The 20,173-nt window shown below is 59.9% G+C and carries 18 protein-coding genes; all 18 read left to right on the top strand.

Translation table 11 applies throughout. From position 1 onward, the window contains the following. Positions 1-2: 2 nt before the first annotated feature. The 18 genes from D6Z24_RS07210 (at position 3) to D6Z24_RS07125 (ending at position 20,171) form a co-directional block, all read left to right on the top strand. Positions 3-1,385, top strand: coding sequence for a TIGR03013 family XrtA/PEP-CTERM system glycosyltransferase (locus D6Z24_RS07210; RefSeq protein ID WP_129125888.1), 1,383 nt, complete (start codon positions 3-5; stop codon positions 1,383-1,385). A gap of 16 nt (positions 1,386-1,401) precedes the next feature. Continuing rightward, a complete protein-coding gene (locus D6Z24_RS07205) occupies positions 1,402-2,208 on the top strand; it encodes a polysaccharide biosynthesis/export family protein (protein WP_129125887.1) in 807 nt (268 codons plus the stop codon). 15 nt (positions 2,209-2,223) lie between these two features. Further along, entirely contained in the window at positions 2,224-3,708 is a 1,485-nt protein-coding gene (locus D6Z24_RS07200; protein ID WP_129125886.1) for an XrtA system polysaccharide chain length determinant, read from the top strand. A gap of 57 nt (positions 3,709-3,765) precedes the next feature. Next, complete coding sequence (locus D6Z24_RS07195) at positions 3,766-4,632, top strand: XrtA-associated tyrosine autokinase (RefSeq protein WP_129125885.1); 867 nt, start codon at positions 3,766-3,768, stop codon at positions 4,630-4,632. Between the two features lie 14 nt (positions 4,633-4,646). Then, complete coding sequence (locus D6Z24_RS07190) at positions 4,647-5,816, top strand: XrtA/PEP-CTERM system-associated ATPase (protein ID WP_129125884.1); 1,170 nt, start codon at positions 4,647-4,649, stop codon at positions 5,814-5,816. Further along, positions 5,813-7,057, top strand: a complete 1,245-nt coding sequence (locus D6Z24_RS07185) for a TIGR03016 family PEP-CTERM system-associated outer membrane protein (protein ID WP_129125883.1) — start codon at positions 5,813-5,815, stop codon at positions 7,055-7,057. The genes D6Z24_RS07190 and D6Z24_RS07185 overlap by 4 nt, the downstream gene beginning before the upstream one ends. A 5-nt stretch (positions 7,058-7,062) precedes the next feature. Further along, on the top strand, positions 7,063-7,983 hold the full coding sequence (locus D6Z24_RS07180; protein ID WP_129126099.1) for an XrtA system polysaccharide deacetylase: 921 nt from the start codon (positions 7,063-7,065) through the stop codon (positions 7,981-7,983). Further along, positions 7,959-8,810, top strand: a complete 852-nt coding sequence (gene xrtA / locus D6Z24_RS07175; RefSeq protein WP_129125882.1) for an exosortase A — start codon at positions 7,959-7,961, stop codon at positions 8,808-8,810. Before D6Z24_RS07180 ends, xrtA begins: the two co-directional genes overlap by 25 nt. Then, positions 8,798-9,472, top strand: a complete 675-nt coding sequence (locus D6Z24_RS07170; RefSeq protein ID WP_129125881.1) for an exosortase C-terminal domain/associated protein EpsI — start codon at positions 8,798-8,800, stop codon at positions 9,470-9,472. Before xrtA ends, D6Z24_RS07170 begins: the two co-directional genes overlap by 13 nt. Continuing rightward, positions 9,472-10,611, top strand: a complete 1,140-nt coding sequence (locus D6Z24_RS07165; RefSeq protein WP_246014592.1) for a glycosyltransferase family 2 protein — start codon at positions 9,472-9,474, stop codon at positions 10,609-10,611. Before D6Z24_RS07170 ends, D6Z24_RS07165 begins: the two co-directional genes overlap by 1 nt. Positions 10,612-10,613: 2 nt before the next feature. Further along, positions 10,614-11,747, top strand: a complete 1,134-nt coding sequence (locus D6Z24_RS07160; RefSeq protein ID WP_129125879.1) for a glycosyltransferase — start codon at positions 10,614-10,616, stop codon at positions 11,745-11,747. Beyond that, the gene (locus tag D6Z24_RS07155; RefSeq protein WP_129125878.1) at positions 11,740-13,539 is read left to right on the top strand and encodes an ABC transporter ATP-binding protein; all 1,800 of its coding nucleotides are present in this window, start codon (positions 11,740-11,742) and stop codon (positions 13,537-13,539) included. Before D6Z24_RS07160 ends, D6Z24_RS07155 begins: the two co-directional genes overlap by 8 nt. Before the next feature lie 55 nt (positions 13,540-13,594). Further along, on the top strand, positions 13,595-14,485 hold the full coding sequence (locus D6Z24_RS07150) for a glycosyltransferase family 2 protein (protein ID WP_129125877.1): 891 nt from the start codon (positions 13,595-13,597) through the stop codon (positions 14,483-14,485). 11 nt (positions 14,486-14,496) lie between these two features. Continuing rightward, the gene (locus D6Z24_RS07145) at positions 14,497-15,114 is read left to right on the top strand and encodes a serine O-acetyltransferase (RefSeq protein WP_129125876.1); all 618 of its coding nucleotides are present in this window, start codon (positions 14,497-14,499) and stop codon (positions 15,112-15,114) included. Positions 15,115-15,315: 201 nt separating this feature from the next. Beyond that, on the top strand, positions 15,316-16,464 hold the full coding sequence (locus D6Z24_RS07140; protein WP_129125875.1) for a glycosyltransferase: 1,149 nt from the start codon (positions 15,316-15,318) through the stop codon (positions 16,462-16,464). After that, the gene (locus tag D6Z24_RS07135; protein ID WP_129125874.1) at positions 16,457-17,818 is read left to right on the top strand and encodes a phenylacetate--CoA ligase family protein; all 1,362 of its coding nucleotides are present in this window, start codon (positions 16,457-16,459) and stop codon (positions 17,816-17,818) included. The genes D6Z24_RS07140 and D6Z24_RS07135 overlap by 8 nt, the downstream gene beginning before the upstream one ends. Further along, a complete protein-coding gene (locus D6Z24_RS07130; RefSeq protein WP_129125873.1) occupies positions 17,815-19,029 on the top strand; it encodes an O-antigen ligase family protein in 1,215 nt (404 codons plus the stop codon). The genes D6Z24_RS07135 and D6Z24_RS07130 overlap by 4 nt, the downstream gene beginning before the upstream one ends. Then, entirely contained in the window at positions 19,026-20,171 is a 1,146-nt protein-coding gene (locus D6Z24_RS07125; RefSeq protein WP_129125872.1) for a glycosyltransferase family 4 protein, read from the top strand. Before D6Z24_RS07130 ends, D6Z24_RS07125 begins: the two co-directional genes overlap by 4 nt. Positions 20,172-20,173 lie beyond the last annotated feature (2 nt).

Raw genomic sequence — 20,173 nt, 5'->3', positions numbered from 1 at the left:
ATATGGATCTGCGTGCAGCCTTTTATATCTTCACCGATGCGGTGCTTGCCCTCGCGGCGCTTTTGCTCGCTGCCGGCGTCCGGTTCGGCGGCTTCGTCCTCAACGAAGAGTGGCGCCCGGAGCAAGGGGTGACGGGGGGCGCCCTGTTCGTGGGGGTCACCCTGTTTTCCTCGTATCTCATGGAGGTCTACTCGCTCCCCCGAGAGAGTCGCAAGCGCGACATCCTCGCCGCCTGCACCCAGGGGGGCTGCGCCGCCTTCTTCTTCCTCTCAGTGGTCTACTACCTCTGGCCGGAGCTGATGATAGGACGCGGCGTGCTCTTTTTCGCCCTTGGCTTCTTCGTTTTGTTCCAGTCTTCCTGGTACGCCCTCACCAACATCAACGCCCGCAGGGTCCCCTTTTCGCAGCGTGTCCTGATCCTCGGCACCGGCGACCTAGCCTGCCAGTTGGGGGGGCTTTTGACCTCGCAGAGCGGCTCGTTCACCCTTGCTGGTTACCTCGAGTGCGACGCCGGGCATCGCCCGGAACAGACGGTGCACGAACCGGAGCTCTTCCGGTCGCTCATCGTCCCGGCGCAGGACGATCTATTGCAGGCCGCACACGAACACAAGGCCTCGGTGATCGTGGTGGCGCTCGCCGAGCGGCGCGGGGTGCTCCCCCTGCAGGAGATGATGCGCTGCAAGCTAAACGGCATCGAGGTCCTGGACGCGCCGAGCTTCTACGAGATGGTCCAGGGAAAGCTCTTGCTGGAGGAGATGACCCCATCCTGGATCATCTTCTCCAGCGGCTTCCACCGCACCGCCCTCATCAACGTGTACAAGCGCTGCGTCGACATCCTCCTGTCGCTGACCGGTCTCGTGTTGAGCGCCCCCCTGTTCCCGTTCATAGCCCTCGCCGTGAAGCTCGACTCCCCGGGACCGCTTTTTTTCAGGCAGAAGCGGGTGGGGCTCGGGGAGAAGACCTTTACCCTGTACAAGTTCCGCTCCATGCGGCAGGACGCCGAGCGCGACGGTGCGGTCTGGGCGCAGAAAAACGACGCGCGCATCACGCGCGTCGGGGCCTTCCTGCGCAACTCGCGCATCGACGAGATCCCGCAGCTCCTCAACGTGCTGCGCGGCGAGATGAGCTTCATAGGCCCAAGACCGGAGCGTCCGGAGTTCGTGGAGAAGCTGAGGCAGGAGATCTACTACTATTCCAAGCGCCACACCATCAAGCCCGGCGTGACCGGGTGGGCGCAGGTCCGCTACCCGTACGGCTCCACGGTGCAGGACGCCATCGAGAAGCTGCGTTACGACCTCTACTACATCAAGAACCTTTCCGTGTTCCTCGACACCAGGATCATCTTCGAGACGGTCAAGGTGGTGCTTTTCGGACGCGGGAGATGAGTTAAAAGGAGGCATCATGAGACTCAGACTGCTGGTACTGATAACGGCTGCACTTTTTTCCCTTCCCGCCGCCCTTTGGGGGGGCGACTACCAGATCGGCGAGGGGGACCTTCTCGACATCGCGGTGTGGGGGGTGAAGGACCTGAACTTCCAGGTCAGGGTCCGCCCCGACGGCAAGATCACCGTCCCCGGGCTTGGCGAGGTGGCCGCGAGCGGCAGCACCCCTAGCCAGCTCCAGGGCTACCTTGGGGGGCGGCTGAAGGAGCTGGTTAAGAACCCGATCGTCACCGTCACGGTGCGCGAGATCACCAACTCGAAGGTGTACATCTTCGGCTCCGGCGTGAAGGCCGGCGTCTACGACCTCTCGAGGCGCACCACGCTTTTGCAGCTTCTGTGCACGCTCCCTGAGGTGAAGACGGCCGACCTGCGCAACGCCTATCTCCTGAGGAAGGGGGAGAAGCTCAAGGTCGACCTGCACCGCCTGTTCGTCCAGGGTGACACGAGCCAGGACCTCCAGCTCGAGTCTGACGACTCCCTGTTCGTACCGCTTTTGACCGACCGCAGCGTGTACGTGCTGGGTGCGGTGAACCTCCCGAAGGCTATCGAGTACCGGGAGGGGATGAAGGTGATGGAGGCGATCCTTGAGGCAGGCGGCTTCACCCGCTTCGCGGACCAAAACGACGTGGTGGTGCGCAGGAAGGAGGGGGAGAAGTCCCGCTCCCTGGAGGTCAAGGCGAAGAAGCTTTTCAAGGATGGGGACCTCTCCCAGAACATCGATCTGAAGGCCGGGGACTACGTCCTCGTCAAAGAAGCCTTTTTCTAGGCATAGGGGGTAGCCGTGCAGGAATCCGAGTACAGGAAATACGTGCAGCTCGTAGCGAGGCACAAGGAACGCTACGTCCTGTGGGCCCTGCTGATCATGACCCTCGTCTTTCTGGTGAGCTACCTGCTGCCCAGGAAGTACGAGTCATCGAGCACCGTGTTCATCGAGAAGAACGTGATCAGCGAACTGGTGAAGGGGATCACGGTGACCCCTTCCATGGATGACACCATCAACGTCCTCACCTACGCCATCACCAGCCGGTCCCTTCTGACCAAGGCGATGGAGAGCCTGGACATGAACCTTGGCAAGGAAGGGAACGAGGAACTCATCAAGGACCTGCAGAAGAACATCACCGTGAAGGTGAAGGAGAAGAACAACCTCTTCATTATCTCCTTTACCCACAGCGATCCCAGGATCTCGCGCGACTTCGTCAACACGCTCGTGAGGCTCTACATCGAGCAGAACACATCCTCCAAGCGCGGAGAGTCCTACGACGCCACGAAATTCCTCGCCGAGCAGATCCAGACCTTCAACACGAAGCTTGAGAAGGCCGAGAGCGAGGTGAACGCCTACAAGCGCGAAAAGGGAGGGGTCATCTCCATAGACGAGGGGAAACTCTTTGAGGAGATCAACACAGCCCAGCAAAAGCTCTACGACCTGCAGTTGAGAAGGCGCCAGCTCGAGGGGATGCGCCAGGTGACCAGAAAGAGCGGCGACCCCCTCCAGGTGAAGCTGATCGCCCTGCAGAAGCGGCTCGACGACCTGAGGGTGCAGTACACCGACAGCTATCCCGAGGTGATCACCGTGAAGGGGGACATCGAGACGGTGAAGGAGCAGCTGAAAGCCCGCAAGGGTGGAGAGCCGCAGCCGCTCGACCCGCAGGAGCTGGCGAAGATCGACGCTGAGGTGTCGGCCCTCAAGGTGGTCGAGGAGGGGCTGAACCGCCACATCCAGAAGAACCGTGAGATCCTGCAGAGCATCCCCGGAGCGAAGGCGGGACTCGCGAAGCTCGAGGTGGAGCGTGAGAACCAGAAAAAGCTCTACGATGAACTCTACTCGCGTCACGGGCAGTCCGAGGTCTCCAAACAGATGGAGGTGCAGGACAAATCGACCACCTTCCGTATCGTCGATCCGGCGGTCCTGCCGCTCAAACCCTCGAGCCCCAACCGCATCATGATCATGCTTGCGGGTATCCTGGCCGGGCTCGCCGGCAGTCTGGGCCTCCTCGTGCTGCGCGACCAGTTGGACGGCTCGGTGAAGGAGCTCTCCTTTGTGAAGACCCTCGGAGCGCCGGTCCTGGCCGTCGTGCCGAGGATGCTCGACGCCCAGCAGGCGCTAAGACTGCGCAGAAGGACGCACCGCATCTTCGCGGTGGCCGCGCTCTACTTCCTGCTCCTCATGGTCTTCCCGGCCATGGAGTTTTTGGAGCTGCCTTACATGGACAGGCTCTTGGACCACCTGGCCCCGATCACCCATGGGATCTCCGGGATGTTGCACTAACGACGATGAACCGGCCGCGTCCCGGCACGAGTGCGGGAGAGCGGCAGCGAGGTTTTTATGAGCAGAATAGAGATGGCGATGGAGAAGGCAGCGCGCCTTAGAGAGGAGGGGGCTCCCCGCGAGGCGGTCGAGGCCGGCACCCCCCAGGAGGTCACTACGGCGCCGCCCGGGCATGAAGCGCGCCCCGCAACCGGCGCGCCGCCGGTCGTCCCGCCGGAGCGGGTGCTGACGCCAAGGCACCCCTTCCTGGTCAACATCCTCGATCCGCATTCACCGGCGGCCGAGGAGTACAAAAAGCTGAAGTCGGTCCTCGTGAAGCTCACCGACGGGGAAAGGTTCAAAAACGCGGTCATGGTGACGAGCTCGGTTCCGGGCGAAGGGAAGAGCCTCACCGCGCTCAACCTCGCCGCGAGCCTTGCGCAGGGGCTCGACCACACGGTGCTTCTGGTCGATGCCGACCTGCGCCGCCCATCGCTGCACAGGTACCTGGAGATCGAGCAGGGACCGGGGCTCGCCGACATCCTCTCGGGCAAGGCCGCCATTCCGGACACCATCGTGCAGACTGGTCTGGGGAAGCTCTCCCTGATCCGCTCGGGAAGCCACGTGGACAACCCGGTGGAACTCTTCTCGTCTCAGAAGATGCGCGCCCTGGTCGATGAGCTGAAAAACCGCTACCCGGACCGTTACATCATCTTCGACACCCCTCCGCTGCTCCCCTTTGCCGAAAGCCGGGCCCTCGCGAACATCGTCGACGGCGTGCTTTTGGTCGTCATGGAGCGGCTGGCGAGCGAGGACGAGGTGCTGGAGGCGTACGAGGCGGTCAAGGGGCCGGGGCTTCTGGGCGTCGTGTACAACGCAGCCTGCGACACGGGGCATGACGAGCGCTACGCCTACTACAAGCACTACCAGGGGCAGGGACAGTAGGTCCGGGAGCGGTTATGTACGAGGCATTCTTCAATTTCACCAGAAAGCCGTTCGAGCTCGTTCCCGACCCGGACTTCATCTTCCTTTCCCGGTCGCACAAGAAGGCGATCACCTACCTCGATTACGGCATCAGGGAGCGGGCGGGTTTCCTCCTTTTGACCGGCGACGTGGGTAGTGGCAAGACGACCCTCATCAGGGACCTGGTCGGCAAGAAGTACGAGCGCGTGGTCCTCGCCAAGGTGTTCAACACCCGGGTCTCCATCGAGCAGCTCTTGGCCATGATCAACGACGACTTCGGCCTTGAAGCCGCCGGCAAGGACAAGGTAGGGCTGATCCGCGACCTGAACGACTTCCTTTTGGAGCAGTACGCGAAGGGGAACGCACCGATTCTCATCGTCGACGAGGCGCAGAACCTGGACGCTGAGCTCCTCGAGGAGGTGCGCATGCTCTCGAATCTCGAGAGCTCCCACAACAAGCTGTTGCAGATCATCCTCGTGGGGCAGCCGGAGCTGCGCGACACCATGGCGGGTCCGGGCCTCATGCAGCTGCGTCAGAGGATCAGCGTGAGCTGCCACCTGACCGCGCTCGCCCGGGAGGAGGCCGCCGCCTACATCCTGCACAGGATGGAGGTGGCTGGGAACCGGGAGGCCGTTCTCTTCACCGAGGAGGCGCTCTACCTTGTCTACCGGTTCAGCCGCGGCATCCCGAGGCTCGTCAACATCATCTGCGACTTCCTGCTTCTTGCCGCCTACGCCGACGAGACGCGCACCGTGACCGCCGCGATGACGCGCGAGGTGGCGGACGACCTCGACTTCGAACGGACCTACTGGGGAGGTGAGCGCGAGGCCGGCGCTGCCGCCCCAGAGCGGGAAGCTCCCGTGGCGGGTGACGGTGGGGAGGCGCTGGGACGTATCGAAAGGCGCCTGGAGCAGATCGAGGACGACCTCGCCTCGCGCTTTCCCCAGGCCCTGCAGAGCGTCGAGGAGACCATGCAGTTGATGCGGGGGGAGTTCTCCAGGCGCTTGGATGGGGACGAAAAAAAGGTTGACGCGCTTTCCGAGCAGGTGGAGACCATAGCCTACGCCATCGAGAGCCTCGTCCTCTCTTCCGCCGGACGTCCGGCCGCCGCGAGCTTCGCGCGCCGCTTAATGGACGGAGTGAGCAACATGGGGGTGAAAAAATGAGCGTGCCCGTTCGGACCATGCGCACCGCCGCCGTTTTCTCGGCCGTCTTGCTGACCGCCTTTTCGCCCGCTCTCGCAGCGGAGTTCCGCCTGGTCCCGTCGCTTACCCTGGGCGAGGAGTACAATGACAACCTGCTGCAGACCGCTTCCCGGCAAAAGACCGACTTCGTGACCCGTGTGCAGCCCGGCGTGGCCTTCAGTGCCGAGGGGGGGGGCTTCAGCACCGACGTGACCTACGGTCTGGACTACCGCTACTTCGCCAACGGCACCAGGCGCGACCAGTTCGACCACCGCGCCGGAATGAAGGGGAGCTTCCGGTTCTTCGACGACTTTCTCCATCTAGACCTCTCCGATTCCTACAGCCGCGTATCGACAGACGTAGCGCGCGACGTGGTGAACGAGAGCCTCGTGGTGGACCAACTCCTTCAGAACAACGCCGTCATATCCCCCTACCTGAACTGGCGGCTTCCCGGCGCCGCGACGCTTAAGACCGGCTACCGCTACCGGGACACCCGCTACTGGAGCGGCGACGGCCTGGACAAGATCGAGCACGACGGCTATGCCGAGTACAGCAGGGAACTCACCGCCGGGTTCACCCTCTCCGCCGCGTACAACTTCGCGCACCTAAGCTCCGAGGCAAGCGCGCTCGACCGGCACGAGGGGTACCTGGGGCTGCGCTACGACTGGTCAACCGCCACCTTCATCTACGGCAAGTTCGGGTACGACTGGCAGAGCTTCGACAGCGGCGCGAACACGAGCGACCCCTTCTGGGACGTGGGGGCGTCGCGGGACTTCGGGATCCTGACCGCCACAGCTGGCACCAAGGTGCAGTACACCGAGGACCCGCAGACCCTCTCGACCAGGAACGTGAGGCATTACGCCACCTTGAGCCGCGTCTTCTCGCGCGGCTTCGCAAGCCTCGGGGGCTCGTACGAGAAGTTCGAGAAGCAGCAGCTGATCCGCGACGTGGAGCACAAGACCCTCATCGAGGCCTCGGCGCGCTACCTGCTGCGTCCCGACCTTACCCTAATGCTCGGGCTTGCCGGCGACCGTCTCTCGAACGGCGGCACCGTGACCTACCCGTACCACCTGACGGGCAGTTTCGGGATGGACTACATGCTGAGCGAACACCTGGTTCTCGGGGCGAACTACACGCACATAAGTTACCGGCACCATCTGGATAGCGCCGGCGGCGCGGTCGAGGTGAACCGCGCCATAGTGGAGATGAGGCTGTCGCTGTGACCGTTATGAACGTCCTCACCGTCGACGTGGAGGACTACTTCCAAGTCTCCGCCTTCGAGCGCTGCGTGGACCGGGAGCGCTGGGATTGCTATCCCCTCAGGGTGGAGCAAAACACCGGACGCATCCTGGACCTCATGGAGGCGCGTGGCGTGAAGGGGACCTTCTTCGTCCTGGGCTGGGTGGCGAGGCGCTGCCCGGAGCTCGTCCGCGAGATCCACCGGCGCGGCCACGAGGTCGCCTGTCACGGCTACGGCCACCAGAGGGTGACCCAGCTCTCGCGCCATGCCTTTCGCGAGGACGTGAGGGTGAGCAAGGCGCTTCTCGAGGAGCTGACCGGAGAGGCGGTGCTCGGTTACCGCGCGCCCAGTTACTCTATCGCGCCGACCACCCTCTGGGCCTTCGACGAGCTGGTCGACGCCGGTTACCGGTACGACTCCAGCGTCTTCCCGATCCGGCACGACCTGTACGGCATACCGGACTGGCCCCGCTTCCCGTTTCTGCTGCGGCGGGGTGGGAAAGGGTGGGAGCCGGGCTCCGATCCGGGAGGCTATTACGACGGCGACTCCCTCGTGGAGTTTCCCATCACCACGCTGCGGCTTTTCGGGGGGCGCCTCCCGATCGCGGGAGGGGGATATTTCCGCCTCTTCCCATACCGCTTCACCAGGTGGGGGCTCGGGCGGATCAACGGTGAAGAGGGGCGCCCGTTCATCTTCTACCTCCACCCCTGGGAGCTCGATCCAGGGCAGCCGAGGATGGAGGGGGCGGGGGCGAAGAGCCGGTTTAGGCATTACCTGAACCTTCACAAGACCGAGGGGCGCTTCGCGAGGCTGCTGGAAGACTTCAGCTTCACCCCCCTAAGGGACGCGCTCGAACGGTGGCGGGGTGAGACCGGGGGAGAGACATGGCAAGGGGTGCGATCGCGGTGAAAAAAACGGAAGTGACATACCTCGTCTCCTGGGGGATCCTCGCCTCGTGCTTCCTCCTGGCCTACTACCCGGTGGTCTCGGGCCTCGTGCACGCCTGGGCCGGGTCCGACGACTACTCGCACGGTTTCGCCGTCGTGCCGATCGCTCTCTACTTCGTCTGGCAAAAACGCGACGAGTTCGCCGCCGTGGACTGGACCGGGGGGGCGTGGGGGATCTGCCTCTCCATCGGCGCGCTTTTTTGCTACGTGGTCGCACGCAGGGCAGAGATGGAGACTGCCGCCTCGCTCTCCATGGTCCTCTTCATCTGGGGCGGAGTCATTTACCTCTTCGGCTACCGGGTCTTCAGGCTCTGCCTGTTCCCGCTACTCCTCCTCTTTTTCATGATCCCCGCGCCGTCGCAACTGATCGCGGCCCTCACCCTGCCGCTGCAGCTTATCGTAACCAAGGCGAGCGTCACCCTCGCCTCGCTTTTCGGGGTCCCCATCTACCACGAGGGAAACGTGATCCATCTCCCGACCGGGGCCTTCGAGGTGGTGCAGGCCTGCAGCGGGTTGCGCTCCATCATGGCGCTGCTCACCCTGGGGGCGGTGGTTTCCTACATGACGCTGCGCTCGACGTTTTTAAGGGTGACCCTCTTCGCCCTCGCGGTCCCCATCGCGATCCTCGTCAACATCCTGCGCGTCTTCGTCCTGGTGACCGTGTTCCACTACGCCGGCGTCGACCTGTCGGTCGGGGGAGCGCACACGACGCTCGGCATCGCCGTCTTCGTGGCCGCCCTCGGACTCTTCGTACTTTGCGGTAAGGGGCTTTCCTTATGCGAGCGATAAGACCGGTACGCATCGCCGTCCTGAGCATCACGCTCGCCCTGGCCGCGCTGGGGGCGAACTGGGGCACGAAGCCCGCACAAAGCGGTGTCACGCGGCCACCTCTTAGCGCCGCCTTCCAGAACGTCGGCGCCTGGCGCTGCGTCCAGAACCTCCCCATCAGCGAGGACGTGGTCAAGGCGTTGAAGCTCGACGACTTCGTCTACCAGGCCTACCGCAGGGACAAGGGGGAAGTGAACCTGTACATAGGCTACTATCACAGCGCGAAGAAGGTCGGCGCGGCCCACGATCCCTTGGTCTGCTTCCAGGGACAGGGGTGGAGCGTCGGAAGCCGTCAAAGCGGCGACTACCGGCTGCAAAAGCACCCGGAATTCTCCGTCTCCTACTCCTCCATGGTTGCCGAGCTGCAGGGGGAGAAGCAGGTGATCGTCTACTGGTTCCAGGTGAACGACAAGACCACGCCGAGCACCCACGCCCAAAAGCTCGCCATGCTTATGGACAGGATCTCGGGGCGCAGCGAGGAGAACGCCTTCGTGAGGCTTAGCGCCCCGGTCGGAGCGGAAACCCCGGAGGCGATCAGGCAGCGCATCTTCACCTTCATAGACGACTTCTACCCGGAACTGGTGCGTTACGTGAAGCAGATGGAAACAAAGAGAAAGACCTGATGGACGCCATCCTTTTCCTGTCCCTGTTGCTGGTCCTTTATGCCTACCTCGGCTACCCCGCAGCCGTTGCGTGTCTTGCGGGACTTTTACGACGCGAAGTTAGGAAAGGGGAGTCGGAGCCGGCCGTCTCCGTAGTCATCGCGGCCTACAACGAGGCACCGGTCATCGCCGCCACCATCGAGAACAAGCTGGCGCTCGACTACCCGGGCGGGAAACTGGAGATTGTCGTCGTCTCGGACGGCTCCAGCGACGGTACCGACGCCGTCGTGGAAGGTTTCGCCGCACGCGGCGTGCGGCTCATCAGGCAGGAGCCGAGGGCCGGCAAGACCAGCGCCCTCAACCTGGCTCTCGCCTCGGTGACGGGGGAGATCGTTGTCTTCTCCGATGCAAACTCGCTCTACGCGCCAGATGCGCTGCGCGCCCTGGTGGCGAACTTCGCCGACCCGCAGGTGGGGTATGTCACCGGGCGGATGGTCTACCTGGGAAAGGACGGCAAACCCGCAGGCGAAGGGTGCGGGGCGTACATGCGCTACGAGAACCGGCTGCGCCTTCTGGAGACCGGTATAGGGTCGGTGGTCGGCGTGGACGGCGGCATCGACGCGGTGCGGCGCTCGCTGTACCGCCCCATGGCCCCGGACCAGTTGCCCGACTTCGTCCTCCCGCTCATGGTGGTGGACCAGGGGTACCGGGTGGTGTACGAGCAGCAGGCCCTTTTGTTCGAGCAGGCCCTTGTGGAGGATGCCGACGAGTACCGCATGCGGGTGCGCGTCTCGCTTCGGGCACTTTGGGCCATGTTCGCGATGCGCAGGCTCTTGAACCCATTGCGGTTCCCGCTTTTCGCCTGGCAGCTTTTCTCCCACAAGGTGCTGCGCTACCTCGTGTTCCTCTTCCTCGTGCTCGCCTACCTTTCCAGCGCGATCAAGAGCGGCGCGGGTGGGTGGTACCTCGCGCTCTTTCTGGCGCAGAACCTCTTCTATCTGGCCGCCACGGCGGCCCGCTTCGCCGGAGAAGGGGGGCTTGTGAGCCGGTTATTGATCTTCAGCAGGTACTTTTGCCTGGTGAACCTAGCGGCGGGACACGCCTTTCTCAAGTTCCTGATGGGGAAGAAGCAGGTCCTGTGGCAGCCACGCAAGGGGTAAATATGAAGGTGTTGCACGTGATGGACAGCGCGGGTCTCTACGGCGCGGAGGTGATGCTCCTGGGGCTCATGGCCGAACAGCTGCGCCAGGGTATGGAACCTTTGCTGGCCAGCATAGGGACCGTCGAGGCCGGGGAAAAGCCGCTCGAGCGGGAAGCGCGCAGCAATGGGACGACCGTGGTCCCCTTCAGGATGCAGGCGGGGCCGAACCTTCCGGGTGCGTGCCGCATCCTTTCATACGCGAGAAGCGCTGGCGTCGAGGTGATCCACTCCCACGGCTACAAGGGGAACATCCTCCTCGGCATGATCCCCGGATGGCTGCGGCCGGCCCCGGTGGTCACCACCGTGCACGGCTGGACCGCAGGCTCCGGTTTGAGCAGGATGAGGATGTACGAGTTCATGGACGCTATAGCCCTTCGTTTCGTCGACCGGGTGGTCGTGGTGTCCCAGGCCGCGGCGTCGCACCCGCGGCTTCGCTCCATCGCGCGGGAAAGGGTGCGGGTCGTGCCCAACGGCATCGCGGAGCGCCTCCCCGCAGCACCCCCGTCCGATCCGGTGCTGGCGCGGTTCATGATGCAGCGCCCCACCATCTGCGCCGCCGGCAGGCTCTCCCCGGAGAAGGGGTTCCACCACCTGCTGGAGGCTTTTTCCCTCCTTTCGAGGGAGGAAGGGGACTCGCAACTGGTCATTTTCGGGGAGGGGAGGGAGCGTATGGCGCTGGAGGGGCGGGCCGCCGCGCTCGGGCTCGCAGACCGGGTGCGGTTCCCCGGTTACTGCCCGGACCTGTGCAGCTTTCTCCCCTTCAGTCGGCTCTTTGCCCTTTCCTCCCTTACCGAGGGGCTCCCGATGGTGCTTTTGGAGGCGATGTCCGCGGGAGTCCCCGTGGTGGCGACAAGCGTCGGGGGGATCCCGGAACTGCTGCAAGGGGGCGACACCGGCGTGCTCGTGCCCCCCGCCGATCCGGAGGAGCTTGCGCGCGGGATGTCCTTGGTGCTGAACGGGGCTGAAGCGGCAGGCGCGAAAGCGAAACGGGCGCGAGCCCTCATCGCACAGAGATATTCGGTACAAGCCATGGAACGGGGATACCTGGGGGTGTACCGGGAAGTGATGCGCGAAGGAGCGAAGCGACATGTCTGAAGCGGTAGGAAAACTGTTCGACCTCCTCTCTCCTGGGGAGAAGGCGAGGCTCTACCTCCTCTTCCTGGCCCTGTTCCTCATGGCCGGTATCGAGATGGTCGGCATCGCCTCGATCCTCCCCTTCATGGCGGTAGTTTCCAACCCGGGCGTCGTGCACAAAAACAGGTGGCTTAAGCTAAGCTACGACTATTTCGGCTTCACGAGCCTGCACAGCTACCTGCTCTTTCTCGGCATGGTCGTCCTGGTCCTCATGGTCTTCAACAACCTCTTCAAGGCGTTCTACACCTGGGCGAGCCTCAAGTACGACAACCATCTGAACTACACCCTCGGGCGGCGGCTTCTGCGCGGATACCTGTACCGCCCCTACGAGTTTTTCCTGAACCGCAACAGTTCCGAACTCGGGAAGAACGTGCTGGCCGAGGTGCGCGACGTCATCATCGGCGTTTTGAGCCCCGGGATGCAGGTCCTCTCCAGTTCGCTGCTCTGCGTCTTCATCCTGGTCCTTCTCATGGTGGTGGACCCGATGATCGCGCTCGCCATCACGGCGGTTCTGGGTGGGGTCTACGGTGCGGTCTACCTCCTGGCGCGCCGGCGTCTGCTCGAGATCGGGGAGCAGCAAGTGGCGGCGAACACCATGAAGTACAAGGCGGCCGGCGAGGCCCTCTCCGGCATCAAGGACCTTAAGATACTCGGCAAGGAGGAGGTCTTCCTGGAGCGCTACTCCGACCATGCGAGGCTGCACAGCGCCGCCAACGTGAGCGCCGGAGTGATAGCGCAACTGCCGCGTTACGCACTGGAGACCATCGCCTTCGGTGGCATCCTGCTCATCGTCCTCTCCTCGCTGCGCTCGGAGCAGGAGGTGGCCAGAGTGGTCCCGATCCTCTCCATCTACGCCTTCGCGGGTTACCGGCTGCTTCCCGCCCTGCAGACCATCTTCGCCGGCATCTCGACGGTGCGCGTCGGACTGCCAAGGCTCGGGGTGCTACACGGGGATCTTCTTTGCGGCGCTTCCATGCCCGCTTCGCCGCCAGTCGCGCCGGTGCCGCCGCTGCCGCTCAGGACGCTCCTCAAGGTCGACGAGGCCCACTTCGGTTACCTGGGCGCGAGGGAAACGGTGCTGAACGGGGTCACCATGGAGATCCTTCCCAACACCTCGGTAGGGATAGTGGGACCCACAGGCTCCGGGAAGACGACCGTCGTCGACCTGATCCTCGGACTCCTCGTCCCGGAGAAGGGGAGGGTGATGGTGGACGGCGTGGAGATCGAGGGAGAACTGGTGCGGCGTTGGCAGAGAAACCTGGGGTACGTGCCGCAGCACATCTTTTTGAGCGACGACAGCATCGCGAGGAACATCGCCTTCGGCGTCCCGGAACAGGAGATGGACATGGAGGCGGTGTACCGTGCCGCCCGCATCGCGAACCTGCACCAGTTCGTGGAAAACGAACTGCCGCTAGGCTACGACACCGTGATAGGCGAGCGCGGGGTGAGACTTAGCGGCGGGCAGAGGCAGCGCATCGGCATCGCGCGCGCCCTGTACACGAACCCCGAGGTGCTCATCATGGACGAGGCGACGAGTGCGCTCGACGGGGTCACCGAGGATGCTGTCATGGAGGCGCTGCAGACCCTTTCCGGAACGAAGACGGTGATCCTGATCGCGCACAGGCTGACAACAGTGAAGGAGTGCAACGTCATATATCTCATGGAGCGCGGACGGATAGTGGGGCAGGGGACCTATCAGGAACTGCTCAGGTCATCAAACTGGTTTAAAGCCGCTGCAGGGACCAAAAGCTGAGTGTGGTCTCTGTGGTGTAACTCAAGTTTGTCTTGTTTCAAAAACGGGGGCTGTAATGAATAACCCTAAAGTCAGTGTTGTTATAACGTGTTACAATTATGGCAAGTACTTGTGTGGTTGTTTAGATAGTGTTTTAAGTCAAACCTATACAAATATAGAAGTCATTGTTGTTGATGATGGGTCTACTGATGAGACGCACGAGGTTATGCTGGCGTACCTTCCTGACCCACGCATCCAGTACATTTTCCAGAGTAACAGAGGCCAGACAGTTGCTAAAAATGTAGGTATAAGTCATTGCAGGAGTGAGTTCATTGCATTTCTTGATGCTGACGACCAGTGGTGCCCGGAGAAATTGGAAAAGCAGATGAACCGCTTTTGCGATTCAAGCGTTGGAGTAGTTTTTTGCAGAGCAAAATACCTGGACCCAGATAGCGCCCCGCTCGAGTATGTGATGTCGGGCCGGTATCTGCAGCCTAGACGTGGCACCGTCACAGATTGGCTCATATTCGACAATTTTGTGCAGTTTTCGTCGGTAGTGCTGAGGAAGGAATGCATCGAGTCTTTTGGTCTGTTTGATGAGAGTCTCAAGATGGGTATAGATTGGGACATGTGGTTGAAAATATCGACCAAATATGCCTTCGACTACGTTGATGAGCAGCTCTTTTATTACAGAATGGGGCATTCTGGCCAAATGTCCAAGAATCTTGAGGAGCGGTTCCGCTGCTCAGATCGAATAACTAATGTATTCCTGTCAAAGTATGGCCATCTTTTATCAAAGAGAACGATAAGACGGGCCTTTGCGTACACTTATTGTTGCAGGGGTGAGTACCTGCGTACAAAGAACAAGTGGGGCTCGACTAAATTTTTCTTGAAAGCTGTTTTTAAAAATCCCACTGAGTTAGGTGCCTATAAGGGAGTTGTTAAAAACTTATTATCGATACTGTAACGGTGATACTGATGACAGTGAGTGAATACCTCTTTGCTGTAAAAAGCGATCTTTTTAGATACAGTGGAAACAACAGTTTTCGCTCGTTTGTTCGGTGTTACTTGATAACTCCTGGATTCAAGTACTCGTTTCATATGCGAACAGCAAAATTTTTAAAGACAAAGGGAGCATCACTGTATCCTCTCTATGTCGTGTCACGCTTTATCTTGTCACACTATCAATATAAATATGGAATATCCATACCGTACAATACGGACATCGGCCCCGGACTCTATATCGGGCATTTTGGGGGCATTGTCGTTAATCCCTGTGCAAAAATCGGCCCTAACTGCAACATCAACCATTGTGTGACAATTGGTGCAGCCTATGGTGGGAAGAACCCAGGGACTCCAGAGATTCTGGACAATGTTTATTTGGGGCCAGGCAGCAAGATCATCGGAGGTATAACGCTGGGCAGGCACTCGGCAGTAGGGGCTAATTGTGTTGTCACAAAATCTGTGCCTGATAATGGCGTCGTTGTCGGGATTCCGGGTGAGGTGGTCTCGTTGAAAGGTTCGAGCGAATATGTCGTCAACACCATAACCCATCTGGAAACACAGGAGGATGCCTCATCACAGGAGGGAAACTGAAAGGTTTTCACGTTTCTGCGTCAGTCAGACAAGGGAAGGACGCTAGCCCTGATAGCCGCTGCAGCAGAGCCATCTAGTTCAGGTTTGCGGATCATATCCGCACACTACCTGCGGACAACCAGGAGCGAACCCCGTGACCTGATGCTGTACAGGGGGGGCTGAAGCTCACGGTCAGTAGATAGCTAATCGAGGAGTATCGACTTGCCCGCATCAGACGGAAAAATCCGCATAGCCTACCTGATCGACACGATAAGCTCCGACAAGGCGGGCACTGAGAAACAGTTGTTGCAACTGATCGAGAGGATCGACCGCGACCGCTTTCTCCCCGCCGTCGTCTGCCTGTACTCCTCGCCGTTCATGACCCGACTGAACCAGCCGTGCGAGACCCTGTCGCTCGGGTACCGTGGCTTTTTGCATCCTTCCATTATCCTGGTCATCTGCCGATACCTGAGGCTTTTGAAAGAGCACCGCTTCGACCTCGTGCAGACCTTCTTCGAGGACGCCATGTTCCTGGGGTTCTTTGGAAAGCTCCTCGGCGGGGGAGGGCAGGCCCTTGTCGTGAGCAGGAGGGACCTGGGGCTCGGTGCCGACGAGCCGGGCTACCACCGGCTGTTCAAGAGGCTGCACCGCTTCATCTTCCGCGCAGCCGACGGCGTCGCGGTGAACGCGAGGGCGATAGCCGCGTGGCTTGTCGCTTCAGGGGTGGCTCCCGGCAAGGTCCGCCTGATCAGAAACGGCATGTCCATCCCGGCTCAGCCGGCGCAGCGCCCCACCATCTTCGCGGAGCACCCCCACGATGTATGGGTGGTGATGGTGGCGAACCTGAAGCCGATCAAGCGCGTCGACCTGTTCCTTGACGCCTTTGCCCTGGCGGCGGCCCGTTTCCCGGAGGGGCGCGTCGGGGGCATCGTGCTCGGGGAAGGGAGGCTGCGCCCAGAGCTTGAAGCGCGTATCGCCGCCCTTGGCCTTCAGGAAGTGGTGCATCTGCCAGGAGCGGTCGAGAAGGTGACGGACTACCTCCACTTTTGCGACATCGGGGTGCTCTGCTCGGACAACGAGGGGCTTTCCAACGCGCTCATGGAGTGCATGGGGTGCGGCCTCCCCGTAGCGGTCACCGAGGTTGGAGGGAACACCGAACTGGTCGACGAGACGAACGGCTTCGTCGTTCCGGCCGGGGATCGCGACGCGCTTGCGGACGCGCTCTGCACCATGGCCGGGGACCCGGCCTTGCGCAGGCGGCTTGGCGCGGCGGCGAAGGCGAGGGTAGAGGCCGAAACGGGATGGGAGACCGTTATGCCACAGTGGGAGACGTACTACCGGCAGATCGTGGAGAGGTGCGACCATGTTTGAGGGAAGGTGGATTGCTCCGCTACGCAGAAACATCATCGATCCCCTCGCGTGCCTGAGGAACGGTTCACCCCTGAGAAGTTATTGGCAGCAACTGGAGCGCACCCAGTTCCTGCCGCAGGCAACGCTCAGAAAGATGCAGTGGGAACGGCTCACGCAACTTCTGCGGTATGCGGCGAGCCACAACCGCTTTTACCGCGAACGGTTCGCCGCGGCCGGTGTGGAGGTCGAAAAGATAGCATCGGTTCGCGATTTTCAGATGATCCCGGCCCTCTCGAAGGAGGAGGTGCGGCAAAACACGGCGGAGATGATCAGCGACGGCGTCGACAGGGCCAAACTGATGTACATGAAGACCGGCGGTTCCACCGGCAGGGCACTCGACATCTTCATCACCGAACGTTGCAGTGAGCAGCGCAACGCATGTGCGAGACGTCACGACCGGTGGTCCGGATGGGAAGTAGGCGAACCGGTCGCAGCGGTATGGGGGAACCCGCACCTGCCGACCGGTTGGAAGGAGCGGCTCAGGAACACCCTTCTGGCCCCGGTCATCTATCTCGACACCATGAGTCTTGGTCCTGAGAGCGTGAGCCGGTTCGTGACGGAATGGCGTCGCGTGCAGCCGACGCTTCTTTTCGGTCATGCGCACTCGATATACATGTTATGCCGGCATCTGAAAGAGATGCGGGTCTCCGGGGTTAGGCCCCGTGGCGTCATCTCCACCTCGATGATGCTTTTACCGCACGAAAGGCGGTTCATCGAGGAGGTGCTCAGCGTCAAGGTCACCGACCGGTACGGCTGTGAGGAGGTCTCGCTGATAGCCTCGGAATGCGAGGAGCATCACGGCATGCACCTCAACATAGAGCACCTCTTCGTCGAGTTCATAACGGAGACCGGGGATAACGCCGGGGACGGCGTACCCGGCAGGATCGTGGTGACCGATCTCCTCAATATGGAGATGCCATTCATCCGCTATGAGGTGGGGGACGTCGGGGTGCCGTCATCGGACGCATGTCCCTGCGGGCGGGGGCTTCCCCTCATGGCTTCGGTAGCCGGACGGACCGCCGATTTTCTGAGGAAGAAAAACGGCGAGAGCGTCGCGGGGATTTCGCTCATAGAGAACACGCTGACTAGATACCCTGGCGTGGACCAGATGCAGATCATACAGGAAACCCTGGACCACCTTACCGTGAAGATGGTTCAGGGAGCGGGGTTCGATCCGGCGGTGCTGCAGGATCTTACCGCCTATTTCCGGTCGGTGTTCGGCACCGACTGCAACGTTTCATACGAGATGGAAAAGGCGATCCCCCCGGAGCCTTCGGGGAAGTACCGGTTCTCCATCTGCAGGGTACCATTATGAATACGATAGGTTTGGCATTGTATCTGTTGTTTATGATTAGCTGGTTTCTGCACTTGACCAGCCGTATCCCATGGCTTGGTGCGATACGATTTGATCTGGTGCTGGTGTTGCTGCTGTTTCTGATCCACATGCTGCAAAAAAGAACCAGCGATGCAGAAGCCGAGCCTTACAGGAAACTTAGGGCTCTGGTCTTCACAGTTATAGTCTTGACGCCATTCGCACAATGGCCTGGCAGCGTAGTCCATTACGGGTTGATCAATTTCCTTAAGGGTATCGTCTTCTTCTATTTCACGATTTGGTTCGTCAAGACGCAAAAACAGTTGTTGCTTTTGGTTACGACCTTCGTCTTGTGCCAGTCCTTCAGGATATTTGAGCCTGTTTATCTGCATGTTACCGAAGGATACTGGGGCTCACGAGCTTCCATAGCAGGTTGGGAGTTCATGGAGCGGTTGTCTGGGGCGCCCTACGATGTCATTAATCCTAATGGCCTTGCATACGTCATATTGACCGTCATACCTTTTCTCATAATGTTGTTTGAGGTTTCAAAACTCCACAAACTGCTCGCCATTGCCATAATGCCGTTGTCGCTCTATGCCTTGACGTTGACCGGAAGCCGTTCTGGTTTTGTTGGTCTAGTAATTATCGCTGCAGCGATGCTATGGCTTTCAAAGCGCAAGATGGTCCACGTTATCTTGATAGGTCTAGGGGCGATACTGATATTAAGCTTCCTGAATGAAGGATTGAAGGATCGGTACCGGTCCTTATATGATACCAATTCCCGGAACTCAGCCACCGTTGAAGGCCGCCTTACAGGCCTCAAAAATAATTTTGCCGTAGGGATGAGGCGGCCTCTGTTCGGACACGGTATAGGTACGTCCACGGAAGCAAACGCCAATTTCGGGGACAAGGCTAAGCCTGCCCACAACATCTTTCTGGAGACCTTTCAGGAACTGGGCCTTATTGGTTTGATTGCACTGGTCATCTATCTGCGGGCCGTTTTTAGGGAAATCTTCAAGGCAGATGCCCTGACGACGGCTGAGATACCAACACGAAAAATATCTGCGGCGCTAGCGGCTCTTGCAGTAGCGACCTTTTTCTTTGGTTTTGCAAGTTACGGTTTGTCAAGTTATGAGTGGTATTTCATTGGGGGATGTGCCGTTTGTGCTAATTTGACGTCGAAAAGGCGTGAGGAGCTATCGGAGGTGTCATGATGTCCCGAAAGGTCCGAGTACTGCTGCTTGTCAGATGGCCTGTGGGAGGGATCAGGACCTTCATCAGGTATGTCTATCGCAATTTCGATCCTGAAATATATGCGTTTTGCGTTGTTGGGCCGGATCACGCTGAAATGGATGTCCTGGAAAAGGACCTGTCAGGGTTACCCTTTGAATTCAAACGGCTCTCTCCTAATCCTTCGGCAGTCGAAATTCTTTTTGTCACTGCGAAGCTACTGTTTAAGGGGGGATTTGATCTCATACATTCTCAGGGGTTTACTTCGGCTCTCTGTGCAGCTTTGCCTGCCGCAGTCACAAGGACTCCGCATCTGTTGACTTCTCATGACGTTTTCACGCCCAAACAGTTCCAAGGATTGAAGGGGAAATGCAGAAGAAGCATTATGGCAGTTGTCTTCAAATTGCTGGATGTTATCCATTGCGTGAGCAACGATGCGTTGGAGAACCTCCTGGATACTTTTCCCTTCTTAAAGTCTAAAAGTTCAAAATGCGTTGTCATTGCCAACGGTATTGAGGCTAGCCGCTTCAAGATGCTTCAGGAAAGCGGGTTGAGGCAAGAGCTTGGGGTCGGTTCAGATGTATTCCTGATTGGTTTCTTAGGGCGCTTTATGGCCCAGAAAGGCTTCGTATATCTAGTTGAGGCAATTGAACGACTTCTTTCTGACAAAGACCTGACTTCGATACCTATGGTCGTTTCTTTCGGGGGGGGAGGTTTTGTCCGGGAGGAAAAGGATGCTTTAACACGGAAAGGGCTGCAGGAACATTTCCGGTTCCTGCCTTTTGTACCAAATGTTGCCGAGACCATAAATGCACTCGATGTGGTTGTCATGCCTTCGCTGTGGGAGGCTTGCCCATTGCTGCCAATGGAGACGTTGGCTGTTGGCACACCGTTAATAGCAACTGATTGTGTGGGGCTGCGCGAGGTAGTAAAGGGGACACCAACATACGTGGTTCCGGTTAAAGACAGTGCCATGATAGCAAAAGGCATCAAACACTTCATGATTAGTGATAATCGTGAGTCTTTTGTGAAATTCAGAGAGCGTGCTTTGGCTCGGTTTGATGTCAAACACCAATTCGAGGCTATCGAAGCACTATATGCAAAAGTATTAAACGGTGACGTATGATT

This window comes from Geomonas oryzae (assembly GCF_004117875.1).
GTDB classification, from domain to species: domain Bacteria; phylum Desulfobacterota; class Desulfuromonadia; order Geobacterales; family Geobacteraceae; genus Geomonas; species Geomonas oryzae.
The sequence above is the reverse complement of the archived record's forward strand: the minus strand, read 5'-3'. Positions and strand labels throughout refer to the sequence as shown.